The following is a 17,589-nucleotide window of genomic DNA, read 5'->3' as shown; positions in this document are numbered from 1 at the left end:
CCTTTTTTGGAGAAAAACATGCAAGCAATCAATCGCTTGGCTAATATCGGTGAGCTGGTCTATAAGAACGAAAAAATATTATTTACGCTCCATTTCGCGCTGGCGACTATTTTCTGGCTGCTACTGATCGTTGGCACCATGGGCGTAGCGTTACTTTACATGTTCGCCTTGTTCATCAGTTATTTGTTTGCACAGTCCGCTTTGATAGCCTGGATTAAGGGCAATGGCGTGAAAATCAGCGCCGATCAGTTTCCTGACCTTCATGACCGCTATACACGCTGCTGCGAAACGCTGGGCGTAACACCATACCCGGATGCCTATCTGATAAATGGTGGAGGAATATTAAATGCCTTTGCGACACGTTTTCTTGGTCGACATTTTGTGGTTTTGTATTCCAATGTAGTCGACGCGATGGAAGGCAGCCCGGAGGCTATCAATTTCTACATCGGCCACGAACTCGGCCATATTCAAAGAAAACATCTTGAATGGGGGCCGTATATTTGGCCGGCGAGTATTCTTCCGTTGCTTGGCGCAGCATACTCTCGAGCCCGTGAATACACTTGCGACCAGTTTGGCCTGGCCTGCTGCAATGGATCGCAACCAGCTGTGCAGGGTTTGGTTGCTCTGGCTGCTGGGGAAAAACGCTGGGCCACGCTGAGCGTGCCGGCCTATCTCGAGCAAACTAAAGACAGTAGCGGTTTTTGGATGTCTTTCCATGAATTGGTGGCGGATTATCCTTGGCTGGTCAAACGTGCTGCTCGTCTCGATAATCCCGCTTATTCTTCGCCGATGCGCAACCCATTAGCGTGGCTGCTCGCGCTGTTCATACCCCGCTTTGGCTTTGGTGGCGGAATGGGCGGGCTTCTGGCGATGGTGGCGATAATAGGCGTACTTGCTGCAATTGCAATGCCCGCGTATCAGGATTACATTAAGCGCGCGCATCAAACACAGACCCAGCCCGCACAAATGTCCAGTCCGTTAGATTTTAACAATTAGCCTCTATGATTCGGCCTGACTACGAAGCTTGATAGGATGCTAGGGACGAAGCTCACCAATTAGAGAACAATGAACTTCCTTCGTAACTCCATCCTATAACTATTAATATCGGCGGGATTCATTATGTACAAAGAAGAATTGCGGTCCATCAGAAAACGGGTGTTTGAGCTAACTGTTACCAGCACTACCGCATCGAATTTGGATTTGATGCTTGAACGCTTGCTTGCAATATTGCGCGACTATCACGATTTGCCGTTGGAATCTCGAGGAGCGATAGTTTTGCTTAATCCGCGGGGGAGTTATTTTCAAGTCGCGCAATTTGGCATGGAGCCGGCATGGGAGTCGCACTTGCGTTGGGATTCCGGAATATTTTCTTCTGCTGCAATTACTCAAACATGCCAGGTCGAAACTGTTTCGTTCTTATCCGGCGATGGTGATGAACAGAAGCTGCCGCAACGATTATTTCTTTTGCCGCTTTGCATTGATGGTCAAGGAATTGGCTACACCGTGTTGTTTGTTCCGCTCGATTATCAATCGTCATTAATTCATCTCGACTTTATGAACGACTTGGCGTATGCACTTTCCGGCTTGGTCCATCGGGTACTTACCAATGAAACACTTCGTATCCGGGAGTTGGAACTAGAGGAAGCGCGCGCGGATGCGATCCGCAACTTGGGTTTGGCGTCGGAATACCGTGACACTGAAACCGGCTGGCACATCATGCGCATGGCCAATTTTGCGCAAGCGATTGCCAAGGCGATGGGGTTGCCAACGGATCAGCGAGAATTACTTTATGTCGCGGCCCCCATGCATGACGTGGGAAAAATCGGCATCGCAGATGCGGTATTGCTTAAGCCGGGCAAGCTGACTCACGAAGAATTTGAAATCATGAAAACGCACACCAATATCGGTGTTTCCATTTTGATGGGTAATGACGCATTAATTGCCGCTGCGCGGGATATTGCCGGGTCACACCATGAACGCTGGGATGGAGCGGGATATCCGCAGGGGTTGGCGGGCGAACAAATCCCGATTTTGGCGCGGATTTGTTCTGTGGCTGATGTATTTGATGCATTAACTTCCACACGTCCTTATAAAAAACCTTGGACCGTCGAGGACGCGACTGCCTGGATTATTTCTGAATCGGGAAAGCATTTTGATCCGGCAATCGTGGAGGCGTTTAAGACTGCCATGCCCGAAATTTTACGGGTGCGTGAGTTATATCGCGATGACATTATCGACCCTAAACAGGTGTTGACGCTTCCTCCGATTGAACCGAGAGAAGATGTGTGGGCGCCATGGAATGAGAGTCTCAGTGTGGGTATTGATATTATCGACGAGCATCATCGTTACTTGTTCGATCTGATCAACGATTTATACGATGTTGTCATCAATAAGCTCGGAATCCGCGAAGTGGCAAGACTAATCAAGGCATTGGATGCTTATGCCAAAGTGCATTTTCGTGCCGAAGAGCTGATGATGACGCACTATGAATTTGAAGGTACCTATCGCCAACAGTATCAACATCATGCTTTTGAAGCAAAAATCCGCGAGTTTTACGAAGAGTTGCACGCCAATCCGTTGGTCGCGCAGTTTGACGTCCTGTCCTATTTGCGCGACTGGTTGGTGAAACATATTCTGGTTGAAGATTCCCAGCTACGTTCGCTAGTAAGGGTGTAGGATGCTCAAAGGAGCGCAGGAGAGAAGCGGCAACCGGGTCGCCTTTTCTTTGGTTACTTTCTTTTGGCGACGCAAAAGAAAGTAACTCGCCTTCGGGTGCGATAAACCCGATTCAAATAAACGTCGCGCTAGCGACACCTTAAAATATAAGATCTTAATTCGACTAATTGCGTAACATCAGTTAATAAGAAAATCCCTCATCATGCCCATATCTTCGTGTTCCAGGTTGTGGCAGTGGTACATGAACAGGCCTTTAAAATCGTTAAACGGTTTTAATATCGTGACCTTTTCGCCCGGCATCACCAGAACCGTATCTTTCCAGCCGCTGTTGACAAATCCTGATGCGACGGTGGCGTAGTTATCGCTGGAACCCGAGCTGATTTCCCGCTTGACGATCTGAAACTGTTCGCCATGCAAATGCATTGGATGCGGCATGTTCATCATGCCATGCATCCCGCCGCCGAAACCGTTATCGAACTCGATTAATTGCAGGCTGTTAACCGGGATAATTTCATCCGGCTGAACATCGTCCATTTTATAAGAGCGGCCATTCAGCAAGGCTGACATATGCTCCATGGATAAAGCGATGGTTCTGGGATTGGCCGCGTTTGCAGCATTTTTGACATGCAGTGCGGTGATCGGAGTTAGGATCTTTGGCAAAGTATTATTGCCTTGCTCTTTTTTGGCGACCCGGATTTTTAAGAGGGGATAGTCCGATCCTGAAGGCAAGGCGCTGACCGACATCATACCGCCTCCCATCATTCCACCTCCCATCATGCCTCGATGCCGGCCCCCCATCATTCCACCGCCCATCATACCTCGATGTCCGCCTCCCATCATACCCATGGCGCCATGCGCGGAAGTATCAAACTGGAGGCTGCGCATGGTCAGCTCGTTGCCTACCGCCCGTCCGCTAAAGTCCATCCAAACTTCTACTCTTTCTCCTGGAGACAGCATTACGTAAGCATGTTGCTCGGGACTTTCCAGCAAGCCGCCGTCAACGCCTATTACAGTGAGAGGAGTGCCGTCATCCCAGGCCAGTTTATAAATACGGGAATTAGAGCCGTTGACCAGCCGGAGACGATAGGCGCGTGTCGCCACCGGCAACACAAAATTAGGCTTACCGTTGACCAGAATCTGATCGCCCAGAAAACCTTGCATACGCTGCATCATGTGGGCTGAATAAACCAGTTGGTTCTGGTCGTCAAAGCTGCGATCCTGAATTACCAGCGGCACATCAAAATCGCCGTTCGGTAAATTCAGCGCCTGCTCCTGGTCGTCGCTGACGATTAACAGGCCTGCCAAGCCGGAATAGACTTGCCGGGCCGTGACGCTGTGGGTATGGGAGTGATAAAAATAGGTGCCCGCCCGGTTGAGTATTTCGAATTCATAGACATAGGTTTCGCCTCGATCGATCGCATACATCGGATTGCCGTCCATGTTGGCGGGCACATGCAAACCATGCCAGTGCAGGATCGATTGGGCCGGCAAATTGTTGTTAAGAATCAGCCTGACTTTTTGGCCTTTTTTAAAGCTCAGGGTAGGAGCCAGATAGGTGCCTTCATTATTGTCGAGTACGCCTGAAGGGCCTTTTATGACCTTGCCGGTAATTTTCCAGATATGGGTTTTTTCACCTTGTAAGACGGCCACGTCAGCCGTGTTCATGGTCAGTTCGATTTCAACGTCGGGAAGAAAATCGGCAGACGGCCTGTTGACCCTGACAAGTTCGCTAGCTGCCTGCGTCCAGCTCGGGTAAGTGACCGCTCCGGCAATGCCTATTCCGGCATATTTTAATAGCTTGCGGCGTTGCAAATTAGTCTTTTTCATCTGGATTTACCTCGATTCAATTGATATTGGCACGTTGGAATATGCGGCTTTGTGTCAGGATGTTCGCAACGAGATCAGACTACATAAGCAATGATTAGTCAATGCTGCTGACGCAAGTGAATTCATCTTTAGGCTGCCGGAGCAGTGATTCACCAAAGGCTTATAGAAAACAGGCCATCCTTTAAATTTGGTAAAAACGCTTAACTTATGGTTTTTGCATGATTACTGATACTTTGTTAGTATTTACTCCCGACCGTAAGGAGTAAACCATGAACGAAATTTTCTTTATTGTAGAAGACGCTCCGGAAGGGGGGTATACGGCTAAGGCGCTCGGCGAATCTATTTTTATCGATGCGGATACCCATGAAGAACTCCACGCCAATGTCCAGGACGCTGTTCGCTGCCACTTCGATGGAGAGAAAGCGCCAAAGATGATTCGCCTGCATTTCGTTCGCGAAGAAGTCCTTGCAGTTTGAAACTCCCTCGCGACATTACCGGAACAGGGCTTGCAAAAGCACTTGCGGAACTCGGATACCATGTTACGCGTCAGACCGGCAGCCACATACGACTAACAACCTTTGAAAACGGCGAACATCACATAACTATTCCTGCTCATAACCCTTTAAAAATAGGTACATTGGTGGCTATTCTTACGGACATCGAGGCACACTTTAAGCTTACTCGTCACGAATTGCTCAAATGTCTCTTTCCTTGATTTTTTCTTTCCCTTATTTTCAAGCTTTCAAGTCGGCAAGTTTTCATATTTTAATCAGGATAAAAAGTGAACCGCTCGTGCCGGTCGACTTTAAAATAGCAAACAAAAAACAGTGCAAGAGAATCAATTAACAGAACTGGAAGCATTTTTCGGTAGCAACGGCGGATTGGCGGAAGTCATTCCCGGCTATCAGCCACGAGCCGCCCAGGTTGAAATGGCCGAGGCGATTGCCCGTGCCATTGAAGCAAACCAGAATTTAATCGCCGAAGCCGGAACCGGCACCGGCAAGACCTTTGCTTATTTGGTACCCGCCATTTTGTCCGGCAAAAAAGTCATTATCTCGACCGGCACCAAAAATCTTCAGGATCAGCTGTTTAACAAGGATTTGCCGGTGATCCGCAAGGCGATCAAAATGCCGTTTATCGCCGCGTTGCTAAAAGGCCGCAGCAATTATTTATGCACCTATCGGCTGAAAAACGCATTAACTTCCACGCTGGGTTTCAGTAAGGAAGATGCCGTTGCGCTGGCAAAAATCCAATCCTGGTCAAAACGAACCAAAATAGGCGATGTTTCGGAAATGTCCGAAGTAGCAGAAGCCGACCCGGTCTGGTATCAGGCGACTTCGTCGCTGGATAATTGTCTGGGACAGGATTGTCCGGATTACGCCGATTGTTTTTTGGTTAAGGCCAGGAAAAAAGCCCAGGAAAGCGAAATATTGGTCGTTAACCATCATTTGCTGTGCGCAGACTGGTCGATACGCGACAGCGGTTTCGGCGAATTATTGCCCGATGCCGAAGTTGTTATTATCGACGAAGCGCATCAACTGGCCGATACCGCCTCCAACTTTTTAGGCATTACCGTCAGCGCCAAGCAGATGAATGATCTGGCCAAAGACGCATTGATGGAATATTTTAAAGACGCAACCGACATGCCCGCCTTGCGTACCGCCTGCGAAGACCTGGAACACGAGGTCAAAGACATGAGGCTGGCGTTCGGCATTGAGCTTAAACGCGGCGATTGGCAGGACATCGAAAACAATCCCAAAATTTCCGGATCGTTGACTGCTGTTAAAGACCAGTTACAGCGCTTGGCTGATCAACTGGAGCTGGCATCGGTTAAAACCAAAGGCTTGGACTCGTGTTTCAAGCGCGCCGACGAACTACTGCAACAGTTAAAAATTATTCTCGAAGACAACAGTGGCAAGTGGATACGCTGGTATGAGACCTATAAAAGCACCTTTACCTTAAGCCGGACACCGCTGGATATTGCTGCGGAATTCCGTTCTTTCATGCAGCAACACCAAGCAGCGTGGATTTTTACCTCGGCGACTTTAAGCGTAGCGAACAGGTTCGACCATTTCGCCAATAACTTGGGGCTGAGCAACGCAGCCAGCGAAAGTTGGGGCAGTCCTTTCGATTATGCTAACCAATCCTTGTTTTATCATCCTAAAGGCTTGCCACAGCCCAATGATCCTTCGTTTATCCCGCTGATTATTGAGTTTGCCGTGCCGGTGTTGCAGGCCAGCAAGGGCAGGGCGTTTTTCCTGTTTACCAGTCATCGCGCGCTGAAAGAGGCTGCCGAATTGTTGGAGAAAAAAGTCGATTTCCCGTTGCTGATTCAGGGCAGCCGCCCCAAAGCTTTGTTGCTGGAGCAGTTTAAAGCGGCGGGTAATGCCGTGCTGCTGGGCACATCAAGTTTTTGGGAAGGCGTAGATGTCAGGGGCGAGGCCTTATCTTGCGTCATTATCGACAAACTGCCTTTTGCCTCGCCCGGCGATCCGGTATTAAAAGCGAGATTGGATGCGATGACCAAACAAGGGCGGAACTCGTTCTTCGAATACCAGTTGCCTACCGCCGTGATTGCGTTAAGGCAGGGCATAGGCCGATTGATCCGCGACGTAACAGACCGAGGCGTATTGATGGTCTGCGACCCTCGCTTGTTAAAAAAGTCGTACGGGCAAATATTTTTAGACAGCGTACCGGCAATGAAGCGCACCCGCGATATAGAGGATGTACGGGCGTTTTTTCAGGACGAAGACTAAGGTGCGCATGGTACCCCCCTACGCATCAAATCATGAAATTAGCTTAGGACCTGCCTAAATTTATTTAAGCAATTACCATGAAGAGCATGAAGAACATGGAGGATTTAAGTCTTCATGTCCTTCATGCTTTTCATGGTTTAAAAAAATCATTCACGCACGTTTCTTAATTACCACAGAGACCAAATAATGAAACTATTGGCAGTAGAAACATCGACCGAAGCTTGCTCGGCAGCGCTGTTTATTGATGGCGATATAAAAGAACGTTTTGAGCTGACTCCCAAAGAACATACCAAGCTGATTTTGCCGATGATTGATTCGTTGATGACAGAGGCGGGTTTAAAGCCGCAACAGCTTGATGCGCTGGCGTTCAGTCGCGGCCCCGGTTCGTTTACCGGCGTACGGATTGCCACCGGCGTAATTCAGGGTATCGCCTTGGGCGCCGATTTGCCGGTAGTCCCCGTATCCACCTTGGCGGCCATAGCCCAGGATTTTTTCGATCACAATGATGAGAACGTAGCCTTTGTTGCGATGGATGCGCGGATGGGCGAGATTTTCTGGGGCGTTTATCGGCGAGAGGCTCAAGGCTATGCCGAACTGGTTGGCGAAGAAGTTGTGACTCCGGCTGAGCAGGTAGAATTTCCCGAGCTGGCCGGCGTAGGCATCGGTTCAGGTTGGAGCGTTTACCCTCAGGAATTGATGAACCGTTTGGCAGGGCGAGTCAGTCGCTATAAAGCCGATATGCTTCCCAAAGCCGGGGCGATTGCCCGATTAGGCGCGCGAGGTTTTGAACAGGGCTTGGCCGTTGTTGTAGAACAGGCCATGCCGGTTTATTTGCGGGATAAGGTCGCAAAAAAAGAATCGGAGCGCTAATACGGATGCGCTTAGAAGAGCCTTGCGGACCATGAACGGAAATGATTTGTTCAGCACTTCCCTAGCCAAGCCAGGAGGAATGCCGATTATGAACCGGCTGAGCAAATAGTGCATTTGTCAGTAAAACCAAAAACTGGAAAAAAGCAGCGCCGGCTATCGCAAAAAGAGAGGCCAGTAAAACCAGTATGTTTAAAATTTTCATGATTAGTCATCCAATATTTGTTTGATTTAAGCGTGATATTCCACCCATTAAATAAGTAAAACAAGAAATTTAATTATCAATTAAATGAGAGCTGGTTCCGGTTTTTAGGTGCTTTAAATAACCAGTGGTTAGTCCACAACAAGTTGTTTTTTTGCAAGTTTACGTGCTGGGTATTTGCCACTGATCCCGCGTATAAATAAACGAATAGATGAATCCAGATTGCTTACTATTTTTGCGTAAAAACAACAGAATAATCAGCAGTTATTCAGCAGTAAATGAGTGTTTTTAATGTGGCGGACGCTAAAAATAACCGCAATGATTGCCGAATTTTTAGTCCCGCTTTGTCGCGTTGTTCCAGTTTGGCGGCGAGACCTCGATTCAGAGCGAGTGCAGCGGCAAGATGGCCAGTTTTTAAATGGTTAATGTAATTGCCCGCTTTCTTAGCCATTCATCTTAAGTATTTAGACTTATTGATCTTTATTAAGCTCAGGAGATAATGAGCTGCTCTTTCGGCGATTAAGATTGGCGCATTTCGGTTTCCGTTCCATCAATAGCCATTAAAAAAAGGCAGCTATGCATCAGACTTCCAATTTCCTTCTTCCGCCGATCAGCATCAAAACATCAGGGGAAATGAGGCGTGTAGGCGTAGAGCTTGAATTTTCCGGGCTGACTCTCGAAAACATTGCCCTGCTGATTCACGAACAGTTCGGGGGTACCATCATAGTAAACACTGCTTATGAAAGTACGATTACGAACACGAGTTTGGGCGATTTTAAAGTTGAACTGGATTTTCAATATCTGAAGGAAAAAGGCCGTTACAAGCAGAATCCTGAGGATTTCCTAGCCCAGCTTGATGAATGGTCCGAGGTGATTTTGCGTATGGCGGCCGAGCAACTGGTGCCTTTTGAAGTTGTCTCGCCGCCAATTCCTATGGATCGTCTCGGCGAACTGGAGCTATTGATTCGGCGATTACGGCAATCGGGCGCGCAAGGCACAGAGATGGGGGCATTGTATGCTTTTGGCCTGCATTTCAATCCGGAATTGCCTAGCCTGGATCCTGAAACAATCGTTTCTTATTTAAAAGCTTTTCTTTGTCTTTATGATTGGTTGGTTCAACGTAGCAATATCGATTTGACCCGCTCGATGACCGGTTATATTTCCCCGTTTCCAAGTGACTATATCCGGCAGGTGATTGATTTGGATTACCATCCCGATCAGGACAGGTTAATTGATGATTACCTGATAGCTAATCCTACCCGCAACCGGGCTCTGGATATGCTGCCGTTATTTGCCTATCTCGATAAAAGCAGGACGCTGTCGGTTATTAACGATGATCGTGTTCACGCCCGCCCCACTTTGCATTACCGGTTACCCAACTGCCTAATTGATCAGCCCGGCTGGAATATTGATATCGATTGGCATAACTGGCTAATGGTCGAAAGGCTGGCCTGTAATCCCGAATGCTTGAATGCAATATGCTTGGCGTATATGAGTTTCCTGAACAGGTCTTTATCCGAACTGTTTCAGGATTGGACGGAGACGGCTGAAATATGCCTGAAACATTATCGCGGCCTTTAATCGGCGTAACAGGGCCCGATAAAGGTGGGGATCGCGCCTGGTATTTTACTCGTTATGCGATTATCTGGGCCGGAGGCAAACCCTTACGGCTCACACCAAAGAACTCGCATCTGCATGAGAAATTAAACGGTATCGTAATCGGCGGCGGCGATGATATTTATCCATCGCTTTATGAATCAGAGATATTGCCCAATACACGTTATGACAAGGAAAGGGATATGTTCGAATTAGTTTATATCGAAAAAGCCTTGAAACAGGACATACCTATGTTGGCTATCTGCCGCGGCGAACAACTGCTTAACACCTATCTGGGCGGCAATTTACATCAGGACCTACGTAAATTGCGCTGCTATACACGTAACCGCTGGACGGTATTGCCGGTGAAAACCCTGTTGGTAGAACCGGATAGCCGTCTTGAGGAACTGCTGGGAACCAGCCGTTGCAAGATTAATAGCCTTCATTCGCAAGCCATCGATCAGTTGGGTAGCGGCTTAAGAATTGCCGGCCGCGATTTGGATAATATTGTGCAGGCGGTAGAAGACCCGTCGCGATTATTCTTGATCGGGGTTCAATGGCATCCTGAATATTTACTTTATATATCGTATCAACGTAATCTTTTTCGCGCGCTGGTTCAATCCGCACGGCAGGTAATATGACCGCTTATTTGAGTTTATTTGGAGTGAGCTTTTTGGCCGCTACGTTGATTCCGTTTTATTCGGAAGTGGCGCTGGTCGGTTTGTTGGCTGCGGGCTATGATCCTTGGCTGCTTTGGTTGTTTGCATCGACAGGCAATACTTTAGGCGCTGTCGTCAACTGGCTGTTAGGCCGTTATCTAGTGCATTTTGAACATAGACGCTGGTTTCCATTCCCATCCTCAAAGTTGCATCGTTACCAGCGCTGGTACCAGCATTTCGGCGTTTGGTCATTATTATTGGCTTGGTTGCCGGTTGGCGGAGATGCCTTAACATTTATCGCCGGCGTCATGAAAGTAAATCTGGGTATCTTTGTAGTTCTGGTGGGATTTGGCAAAGCCATGCGTTACGCAGTCATCATCATATTATCGGGTCAAGTTTTATGATGGCCTATGATTTTTATATCGTCGTGATGTAATAACAAGTAAGGTTATTCGACATAGGGTAACAATGATAGAATCAATCACCTCCACATCCATATTTAGGTGAAAGCCATGCTTTATAGCGAACCAAACCAGTCAGGCAGTAAAGTTAACTTTAAATCCCGTTATCAAAATTTCATCGGCGGCGGTTGGGTCGATCCAGTCAAAGGTCAGTACTTTGAAAACTCAAGCCCGATTAACGGCAAGGTTTTCTGTGAAATACCGCGCTCCAGTGCCGAAGATATTGAGCTGGCCCTAGATGCGGCTCATTCTGCCAAAGCGGCTTGGGGAGAAACCTCGGTCACTGAACGATCAAATATATTATTAAAGATAGCCGAACGGATTGAAGCGAATCTTGAAACGTTGGCTGTTGCCGAAACCTGGGATAACGGCAAAGCAGTGCGCGAAACGTTGGCAGCGGATATTCCGCTGTGCGTCGATCATTTTCGTTACTTCGCCGGATGCATTCGCGCTCAGGAAGGCTCAATCGGTGAAATCGACAAAAATACCGTCGCTTATCACTTTCACGAACCATTGGGTGTGGTCGGGCAGATCATTCCGTGGAACTTTCCGCTGCTGATGGCCTGTTGGAAATTAGCTCCGGCGTTGGCCGCAGGCAATTGCGTGGTCATGAAGCCGGCTGAACAAACTCCCGCGTCTATTTTGGTACTGATGGAATTAATCGGCGATTTACTGCCCGCAGGCGTAGTTAATATTGTTAATGGTTTTGGTGCGGAAGCGGGCCAAGCGTTGGCGACCAGCACGCGGATTGCAAAAATAGCCTTTACCGGCTCAACTCCTGTCGGTTCGCATATTTTAAAATGCGCGGCAGAGAACATCATTCCGTCAACCGTTGAGCTGGGCGGAAAATCACCGAATATCTTTTTTGAAGACGTATTAAATCAAGAAGATGATTTTGTCAGCAAATGCATAGAAGGGGCGGTGCTGGCATTCTTCAATCAGGGCGAGGTTTGTACCTGTCCGTCGCGGCTGTTGGTTCAAGAATCCATCTATGATGCTTTTATCGCTAAAGTTATTGCACGTGCTAAGCAGATTAAACGCGGCAATCCGCTGGATACCGAGACAATGGTCGGCGCGCAAGCCTCTAAACAACAGTTTGATAAGATTCTGGGTTATCTGCAAATTGGTAAAGACGAGGGTGCTGAAGTTTTAATCGGGGGCAAGGCCGAGTCTTTAGGCGGCGGGTTCTCTGAAGGTTACTATATCGAACCGACGATCATGAAAGGCGGCAATAAGATGCGTATTTTTCAGGAAGAGATTTTCGGTCCGGTCATATCGGTCACCACATTTAAAGATGAGGCCGAAGCGTTAGAAATTGCCAACGACACTCAGTTTGGTTTGGGCGCGGGTGTTTGGACGCATGATATGAATCGCGCTTATCGTATGGGGCGGGGCATTCAGACCGGTCGCGTATGGGTTAACTGTTATCACCATTATCCGGCTCATGCGGCTTTCGGCGGCTATAAGAAATCGGGCGTGGGTCGTGAAACCCACAAGATGATGTTAAATCATTATCAACAAACTAAAAATATGCTGGTCAGCTACGATATTAATCCGCTGGGATTTTTTTAGATTTTATTCGGCATTTAGAAAAATAGAACGTGAATGCCCAAAGTAAACGCCTCTAAGATTGCATGGACAGGAAATGATCCAGTTATTTCTCTGCATTGACCTCCATGGATGGAGGAAATACCGCAAGATTGTATGGAACAATCGCGGCCCCCACATCCCTGTGGGTCATGCAGGAGGTACGACCCCACGGATAGGGAGGTAGAGCACCAACAGTAGGCGCTTTAGGCGACGCAGGGAGCGGTTGCCGAGAGCACCAACAGTAGGTGCTTTATGACTGCATGGACGCAGGAAGTAGAGCAATGCAGGAGCTATTGCCGAGGCGACGCAAAAGAAAGTATCTCGCCTTCAGATGCGAGAAGCTGATTCAATTAAGCGTCGCGCTAGCGGCACCTTTATATTAAAACGATCTAAATTCAGTTAACTGCGTAACATCAGTTAATAATCTCTAGTTAAGATAACTTTGCTCTAATTATTTACGCCAGTTTTGTAATGAGGAGATGACAATGTTAAACGAACTTAAATCTTTAACTACTCTACTTCAATCCTATCTAATGTGGCTCATAAACATGCCGTCAGAAGGGATGGCCGCCTATGTTCTGATCCTGTTTTTTGTCCTGTTCGTGATTTTTGAGTTTTGCGATCCCAGAGAAAAGCTGCTCACAAAACAGTTGCGGCAGTCCTATCGAATAAACATCGAATTGTTTGTATTTAACAGTGTTTTGATATCGTTATTGTCAATTCCATCATTACTGGTTTTGGCTGAAAAATATGCTGATAATGGGCTGCTCAACTATATCCCGAATCCGATATGGAAACCGGTTCTTTCGTTTTTAGCGATCGATTTGTTGCTGTATGTTTTGCATAAAGCCAGTCACAGCTTCGATTGCTTGTGGGTGTTTCACAAGGTGCATCACAATGATCCATATTTAAATGTTTCTACGGCATTTCGGATACATTTTCTGGAAATATTAATTATCAACGCTATGAAGGCGATGCTGATTATCGCTTTAGGAATAAAAGGGTCATTGCTATTCGTGAATGAGATGATAATTACTTCCTTCACCATGATGCATCACTCTAATATCTCATTTCGAGGTGAAAAATTTCTTGGCCGGGTAATTATTACGCCGTATTTGCACCGAGTTCACCATTCGACTCAACGTCATGAACATGACCGTAATTATGGCGCAGTTTTGTCAATATGGGATCGCCTGTTTGGCACTCTGGCAGAGCTGAAACCAGCCGCAATAGGCCTTAACGGAAGCTCTCCGCAAGACCTGTTAAGTTTGGTGAAAGGCGGTTTTACGAGCAGTCCATCCGTCCACCCTGTTAATCTTGAGGTAATGATCGCTGAAGCGGCCTATTACAAAGCTGAAAAACGCGGTTTTAGGCCAGGTAATGAGCTTCGGGATTGGCTGGAAGCAAAAAGTGAAATAATCAGATTGGTTTACGGCGAGGAACAGGTCAGGAATAATCTAAAACAGAAATGGCGGGATTTGTCTGGAAGCATAAGCAATGCGTTAGATGTCAAAAACCAGAATCGTCTATTGTTTTGGGGAACAGATTAACTAGAGAGCGGCTTGGTCTTTAAGCGCTTAGTGTTCGAGCGTATCCCCCCATAGTTCTTCTAAACGTTGAGCCCTGCCGCAGCTGTAATAGTAAAACTTGTAACGCACCGGATTTTTTAGATAGTAATGTTGGTGATATTCTTCTGCTGGATAAAATACAGAAGCGGCTGTGATTTTGGTGACGATAGGTTCCTTGAACGGTTTGGATAGCGTCAGTTCGGCCTTTGATTGTTCGGCTAAGCGCTGCTGCTCTTCGTCATGGTAAAAAATCTCTGCACGGTACGAGGAACCGACATCGCAGAATTGACGATCACTCACGGTAGGGTCAATGTTGTGCCAAAAGACATCCAGCAATTGTGCATAACTGATTTTAGCTGGATCGTAGAATATTTGCACGGCTTCGGCGTGGCCTGTTTCCTCTGCTGAGACTTCTTCGTAAGTCGGATTTTTCGTATGCCCGCCTGTGTAGCCGGAAATAACTTCAACTACTCCAGGTAAATTATCGAAGGCCGACACCATACACCAAAAACAGCCGCCGGCGAAAGTTGCTTTGTTCATGTAAGTTCGGTCCGAGGCCGCAACTGTAGTTCCCATCCCAAGCCCAAGAATGCCAAGCAACATTAATCTGAGTATAAGGTTAGCGCTCTTCATCATTGTTTATTTTTCGATGTCGTCATACAAGGCTGTGTGGTGTTTTCTTAATCCTAAAGGTTGATTATAAGCTGAAGGCGGTAGCTCGAGGGCAGTTTTTATGCAAGTTATTCCCCTGCTTTAAGTTTATCCAACACCTGGGTTAATTTTTCCAATTGTTTATGCATTAACCGGGCTTGTTTTTCGGCATTTTGCTTGTCAAACTCCAGTTTCATGCACTTATCATTGAGCTGCTGGTTTGTCATTTTAAGTGCCTCAATTTCTAATTGAAGCAATCTTATGTGTTCGTCCTGAGCGTTGTTGGAGGCACTGACGTTATTATCGGGTTGTTTTACTGCACATTCCTGATGAATCATTTCGGGACGATCAAGAACAACCTCAATATCATCAGTTGTACCGGAGGGGGTGGCATCATGCTTCGGCTCGGGGTTAATGCCTGCCATTCCGCCTTTCAAGATCATTGCGTTGATTTTATTCCTGAGCAATAAAAATACCGCTGCCTCACTGGTTTTGCCGTCACTGCAAACTACAATGATAGGCTTTTCCTTATCTAATGTTTTAAGCTGCATTCTTAATGAAAAAAAAGGCTCATTAATACTGCCATCAATATGGTTGCTCTCATATTCGTCAGGTGTGCGTACATCCAGCAATATAGCGCCCTGCTTCACAACCTCCTGCATCTCTGTATAGTTAACAAACGCAAGCGACGGCTCTTTTATTAGAGAAACAAATTGTGGCTTGTTAAGCCGTAATAAAGAGATATCGGTTAGCGCTCTAATCGATCCGTTTCTGGGTGCATCGGAAAGCAGCGAGTCTTCGCCAAAGGTATCGCCGGCAGACATCCGGGCTAATTTAATTTCTTTTGCGTTAGGCGATGGCTTACGCGTTAACTCGCAGTGGCCGTTTTTTATTAAGTAGTAGTAATCTCCCATTGTACCTTGATCGACAATCACTTCACCCTTATTAAAATGGACTGCTTCCAGACTCATTAAGATTTTTTGTAAGTTGGTAGGTGGTAGGCGTTGAAAAATAGGTGATCTCAATAATGCCGACATCCAGTCATCTGAATCGTCTTGAGTCTCTTCTATAAACATCTAACTATTGTCCTTTTATAAACAAGTAATTTTAACGGTTTTAGTATTCAGCCATAAAAAACACAGCACGCCATAGGTTTTTTGTAGCCATTTTAGTGCATAGCGCCACAAAATGAATACTATGCGGTATTCACGGTACCAGTAAACGAGTTATTAGTCTATCTTCGGAATGTTGGCTTTTGACTGACAATTCAGGAGTATTAAAAAAAGTAAGAGTAACCGCAATTTAAAATAGGCTATGGCTGGGTTTCCACTGGCTGCCGGATTAATTCCTGCGCTTTGCAAGAATACCTTGCCGGTTATGCTATGCTCCTATGCCATTTGGGAAACCCAATTTGAAAGTGTTTTTTTAGGTAACTTTAAAAATTAAAATTATAATCAATTAAGTCTTATCTCATTTCGGATAAAACTTTATATAGCTACTAATACAGGGGGAAGTCAATGGAAAGAAAAGAAGCGATGGACTTTATGATTAAGTTACTCAAACTTATGTTACATAAAGAAGGGTCTGATTTATTTATTACCGCTGGTTTTCCACCTGCAATAAAAGTCAAAGGCAAGATGTCGCCGGTTTCGCAGCAAGCATTATCAGCTAATGATTCCAAGGCCCTGACGCAATGCATTATGAATGATAAGCAGCTCAAGGAGTTTGAAGAAACTCAAGAATGCAATTTTGCTATTTCGCCTGCAGGCTTATGCCGGTTCCGGGTCAATGCCTATGTTCAGCAAGGTTGCCAGGGTTTAGTTATCCGGGTAATTGCCGCAGAAATACCCAATTTTGATAAGCTGGGTCTGCCGCCTATTTTAAAAGACGTGATGATGAACAAAAATGGCCTGATTATCATGGTCGGCGGTACAGGTTCAGGTAAATCAACGTCTATGGCGGCAATGATCGACCACCGTAATGCGAACAGTTACGGGCATATTATCACTCTGGAAGATCCCATTGAATATGTGCATGCTCATAAAAATTGCATTGTCATGCAACGAGAAGTCGGTGTCGATACCAAGAGCTGGGAGGCAGGGCTACACAACACTTTACGGCAAGCCCCTGATGTTATCGTGTTGGGCGAAATTCGTAGCGCCGAGATTATGGATTATGGACTGGAGTTTTCCCAGACCGGCCATTTAGCGTTGGCTACTTTGCATGCAAACAATGCGAATCAAGCAATCGACCGGATTTTGGGTTTTTTCCCCATGGAGGCTCAGACAAAATTGATGCAGGATATTTCGGTCAATTTACGCGCCATTATTTCTCAGCGTCTGGTTAAAACTGTGGATGGCGGACGTTGTGCAGCTATTGAGATTTTATTAAATACACCGTTGATTTCAGATTATATTGCCAAAGGCGAAGCCTCCAGTATCAAGCCGCTGATGGCCAAATCTCGTGAGTTAGGTATGCAAACCTTTGATCAAGCCTTATTGGAACTTTATCAGGCGGGCAAAATAGATTATGAAGAGGCCTTAAGAAATGCCGACTCTCAAAATGAGTTGCGCTTGCAGATTAAGTTGGCATCCGGCGAAGACCGGTCGACCGGCGGACTTTCGCTGCAATCGAAAGATGACGGCAGTGACGAGGACGGCATGGGCGTTTTTCACAAGAATATATAAAGGGAACATTCATGAGCCTGACACCTTATTTAAAATTAATGCTGGAAAA

At 46.6% G+C, this 17,589-nt stretch carries 16 protein-coding genes; 12 read left to right on the top strand and 4 right to left on the bottom strand.

Going from position 1 to position 17,589, the window contains the following annotated elements; all coding sequences use genetic code 11:
* The first annotated feature begins 18 nt into the window (after positions 1 to 18).
* Together EPO18_RS00680 and EPO18_RS00675 are read left to right on the top strand one after the other, a co-directional pair.
* A complete protein-coding gene (locus EPO18_RS00680; RefSeq protein ID WP_292429110.1) occupies positions 19 to 996 on the top strand; it encodes a M48 family metalloprotease in 978 nt (325 codons plus the stop codon).
* A 123-nt stretch (positions 997 to 1,119) separates the two neighbouring features.
* Complete coding sequence (locus EPO18_RS00675) at positions 1,120 to 2,676, top strand: bacteriohemerythrin (RefSeq protein ID WP_292429107.1); 1,557 nt, start codon at positions 1,120 to 1,122, stop codon at positions 2,674 to 2,676.
* Between the two features lie 177 nt (positions 2,677 to 2,853).
* Here the strand turns inward: EPO18_RS00675 and EPO18_RS00670 are convergent, their stop codons facing one another.
* Positions 2,854 to 4,503 (bottom strand): multicopper oxidase family protein, encoded by a 1,650-nt coding sequence (locus EPO18_RS00670; RefSeq protein WP_292429104.1) that lies wholly within the window; start codon positions 4,501 to 4,503, stop codon positions 2,854 to 2,856.
* Between the two features lie 269 nt (positions 4,504 to 4,772).
* Between EPO18_RS00670 and EPO18_RS00665 the strand changes: the two genes are divergently transcribed.
* From EPO18_RS00665 to tsaB, 4 genes are all read left to right on the top strand, one after another.
* Entirely contained in the window at positions 4,773 to 4,979 is a 207-nt protein-coding gene (locus EPO18_RS00665) for a 2-oxoisovalerate dehydrogenase (protein WP_292429101.1), read from the top strand.
* Positions 4,976 to 5,218, top strand: a complete 243-nt coding sequence (locus EPO18_RS00660) for a type II toxin-antitoxin system HicA family toxin (protein WP_292429098.1) — start codon at positions 4,976 to 4,978, stop codon at positions 5,216 to 5,218. The genes EPO18_RS00665 and EPO18_RS00660 overlap by 4 nt, the downstream gene beginning before the upstream one ends.
* 112 nt (positions 5,219 to 5,330) lie before the next feature.
* Positions 5,331 to 7,259 carry an ATP-dependent DNA helicase gene (locus EPO18_RS00655; RefSeq protein ID WP_292429095.1) on the top strand — a complete coding sequence of 643 codons (1,929 nt, stop codon included), beginning with the start codon at positions 5,331 to 5,333 and terminating at the stop codon, positions 7,257 to 7,259.
* Between the two features lie 186 nt (positions 7,260 to 7,445).
* The gene (tsaB, locus tag EPO18_RS00650; protein WP_292429092.1) at positions 7,446 to 8,129 is read left to right on the top strand and encodes a tRNA (adenosine(37)-N6)-threonylcarbamoyltransferase complex dimerization subunit type 1 TsaB; all 684 of its coding nucleotides are present in this window, start codon (positions 7,446 to 7,448) and stop codon (positions 8,127 to 8,129) included.
* A gap of 61 nt (positions 8,130 to 8,190) precedes the next feature.
* On the opposite strand, the gene EPO18_RS00645 is transcribed toward tsaB, so the two are convergent.
* On the bottom strand, positions 8,191 to 8,331 hold the full coding sequence (locus EPO18_RS00645; RefSeq protein WP_292429089.1) for a hypothetical protein: 141 nt from the start codon (positions 8,329 to 8,331) through the stop codon (positions 8,191 to 8,193).
* A gap of 573 nt (positions 8,332 to 8,904) precedes the next feature.
* On the opposite strand from EPO18_RS00645, the gene EPO18_RS00640 reads away from it, so the two are divergent.
* The 5 genes from EPO18_RS00640 to EPO18_RS00620 all read left to right on the top strand — a co-directional run bounded on the left by EPO18_RS00640 (position 8,905) and on the right by EPO18_RS00620 (position 14,184).
* A complete protein-coding gene (locus EPO18_RS00640; protein ID WP_292429086.1) occupies positions 8,905 to 9,909 on the top strand; it encodes an amidoligase family protein in 1,005 nt (334 codons plus the stop codon).
* Positions 9,882 to 10,565, top strand: coding sequence for a gamma-glutamyl-gamma-aminobutyrate hydrolase family protein (locus tag EPO18_RS00635; protein WP_292429084.1), 684 nt, complete (start codon positions 9,882 to 9,884; stop codon positions 10,563 to 10,565). Before EPO18_RS00640 ends, EPO18_RS00635 begins: the two co-directional genes overlap by 28 nt.
* A complete protein-coding gene (locus EPO18_RS00630; RefSeq protein ID WP_292429081.1) occupies positions 10,562 to 10,987 on the top strand; it encodes a YqaA family protein in 426 nt (141 codons plus the stop codon). The genes EPO18_RS00635 and EPO18_RS00630 overlap by 4 nt, the downstream gene beginning before the upstream one ends.
* Positions 10,988 to 11,095: 108 nt before the next feature.
* The gene (exaC, locus tag EPO18_RS00625) at positions 11,096 to 12,616 is read left to right on the top strand and encodes an acetaldehyde dehydrogenase ExaC (RefSeq protein ID WP_292429078.1); all 1,521 of its coding nucleotides are present in this window, start codon (positions 11,096 to 11,098) and stop codon (positions 12,614 to 12,616) included.
* Positions 12,617 to 13,182: 566 nt separating this feature from the next.
* The gene (locus EPO18_RS00620; protein ID WP_292429075.1) at positions 13,183 to 14,184 is read left to right on the top strand and encodes a sterol desaturase family protein; all 1,002 of its coding nucleotides are present in this window, start codon (positions 13,183 to 13,185) and stop codon (positions 14,182 to 14,184) included.
* A 27-nt stretch (positions 14,185 to 14,211) separates the two neighbouring features.
* Here EPO18_RS00620 and msrA read toward each other — a convergent pair whose 3' ends face one another.
* A complete protein-coding gene (gene msrA, locus EPO18_RS00615; RefSeq protein WP_292429072.1) occupies positions 14,212 to 14,742 on the bottom strand; it encodes a peptide-methionine (S)-S-oxide reductase MsrA in 531 nt (176 codons plus the stop codon).
* Positions 14,743 to 14,942: 200 nt separating this feature from the next.
* Positions 14,943 to 15,929: a cyclic nucleotide-binding domain-containing protein gene (locus tag EPO18_RS00610; RefSeq protein ID WP_292429069.1), complete on the bottom strand. Its 987-nt coding sequence runs from the start codon at positions 15,927 to 15,929 to the stop codon at positions 14,943 to 14,945.
* Positions 15,930 to 16,370: 441 nt separating this feature from the next.
* Here EPO18_RS00610 and EPO18_RS00605 point away from each other — a divergent pair, with 441 nt between their 5' ends.
* Positions 16,371 to 17,540, top strand: a complete 1,170-nt coding sequence (locus EPO18_RS00605; protein ID WP_292429066.1) for a PilT/PilU family type 4a pilus ATPase — start codon at positions 16,371 to 16,373, stop codon at positions 17,538 to 17,540.
* Positions 17,541 to 17,589: the final 49 nt, after the last annotated feature.

This window comes from Methylobacter sp., from assembly GCF_004322395.1.
Taxonomy (GTDB): domain Bacteria; phylum Pseudomonadota; class Gammaproteobacteria; order Methylococcales; family Methylomonadaceae; genus Methylobacter_A.
The sequence above is the reverse complement of the archived record's forward strand: the minus strand, read 5'-3'. Positions and strand labels throughout refer to the sequence as shown.

Bases quoted from the DNA above. Each gene is read 5' to 3' on its own strand.
- EPO18_RS00680 (WP_292429110.1), top strand. From the start codon at position 19: ATGCAAGCAATCAATCGCTTGGCTAATATCGGTGAGCTGGTCTATAAG.
- EPO18_RS00675 (WP_292429107.1), top strand. From the start codon at position 1,120: ATGTACAAAGAAGAATTGCGGTCCATCAGAAAACGGGTGTTTGAGCTA.
- EPO18_RS00670 (WP_292429104.1), bottom strand. From the start codon at position 4,503: ATGAAAAAGACTAATTTGCAACGCCGCAAGCTATTAAAATATGCCGGA.
- EPO18_RS00665 (WP_292429101.1), top strand. From the start codon at position 4,773: ATGAACGAAATTTTCTTTATTGTAGAAGACGCTCCGGAAGGGGGGTAT.
- tsaB (WP_292429092.1), top strand. From the start codon at position 7,446: ATGAAACTATTGGCAGTAGAAACATCGACCGAAGCTTGCTCGGCAGCG.
- EPO18_RS00645 (WP_292429089.1), bottom strand. From the start codon at position 8,331: ATGAAAATTTTAAACATACTGGTTTTACTGGCCTCTCTTTTTGCGATA.
- EPO18_RS00640 (WP_292429086.1), top strand. From the start codon at position 8,905: ATGCATCAGACTTCCAATTTCCTTCTTCCGCCGATCAGCATCAAAACA.
- EPO18_RS00635 (WP_292429084.1), top strand. From the start codon at position 9,882: ATGCCTGAAACATTATCGCGGCCTTTAATCGGCGTAACAGGGCCCGAT.
- EPO18_RS00630 (WP_292429081.1), top strand. From the start codon at position 10,562: ATGACCGCTTATTTGAGTTTATTTGGAGTGAGCTTTTTGGCCGCTACG.
- exaC (WP_292429078.1), top strand. From the start codon at position 11,096: ATGCTTTATAGCGAACCAAACCAGTCAGGCAGTAAAGTTAACTTTAAA.
- EPO18_RS00620 (WP_292429075.1), top strand. From the start codon at position 13,183: ATGCCGTCAGAAGGGATGGCCGCCTATGTTCTGATCCTGTTTTTTGTC.
- msrA (WP_292429072.1), bottom strand. From the start codon at position 14,742: ATGAACAAAGCAACTTTCGCCGGCGGCTGTTTTTGGTGTATGGTGTCG.
- EPO18_RS00610 (WP_292429069.1), bottom strand. From the start codon at position 15,929: ATGTTTATAGAAGAGACTCAAGACGATTCAGATGACTGGATGTCGGCA.
- EPO18_RS00605 (WP_292429066.1), top strand. From the start codon at position 16,371: ATGGAAAGAAAAGAAGCGATGGACTTTATGATTAAGTTACTCAAACTT.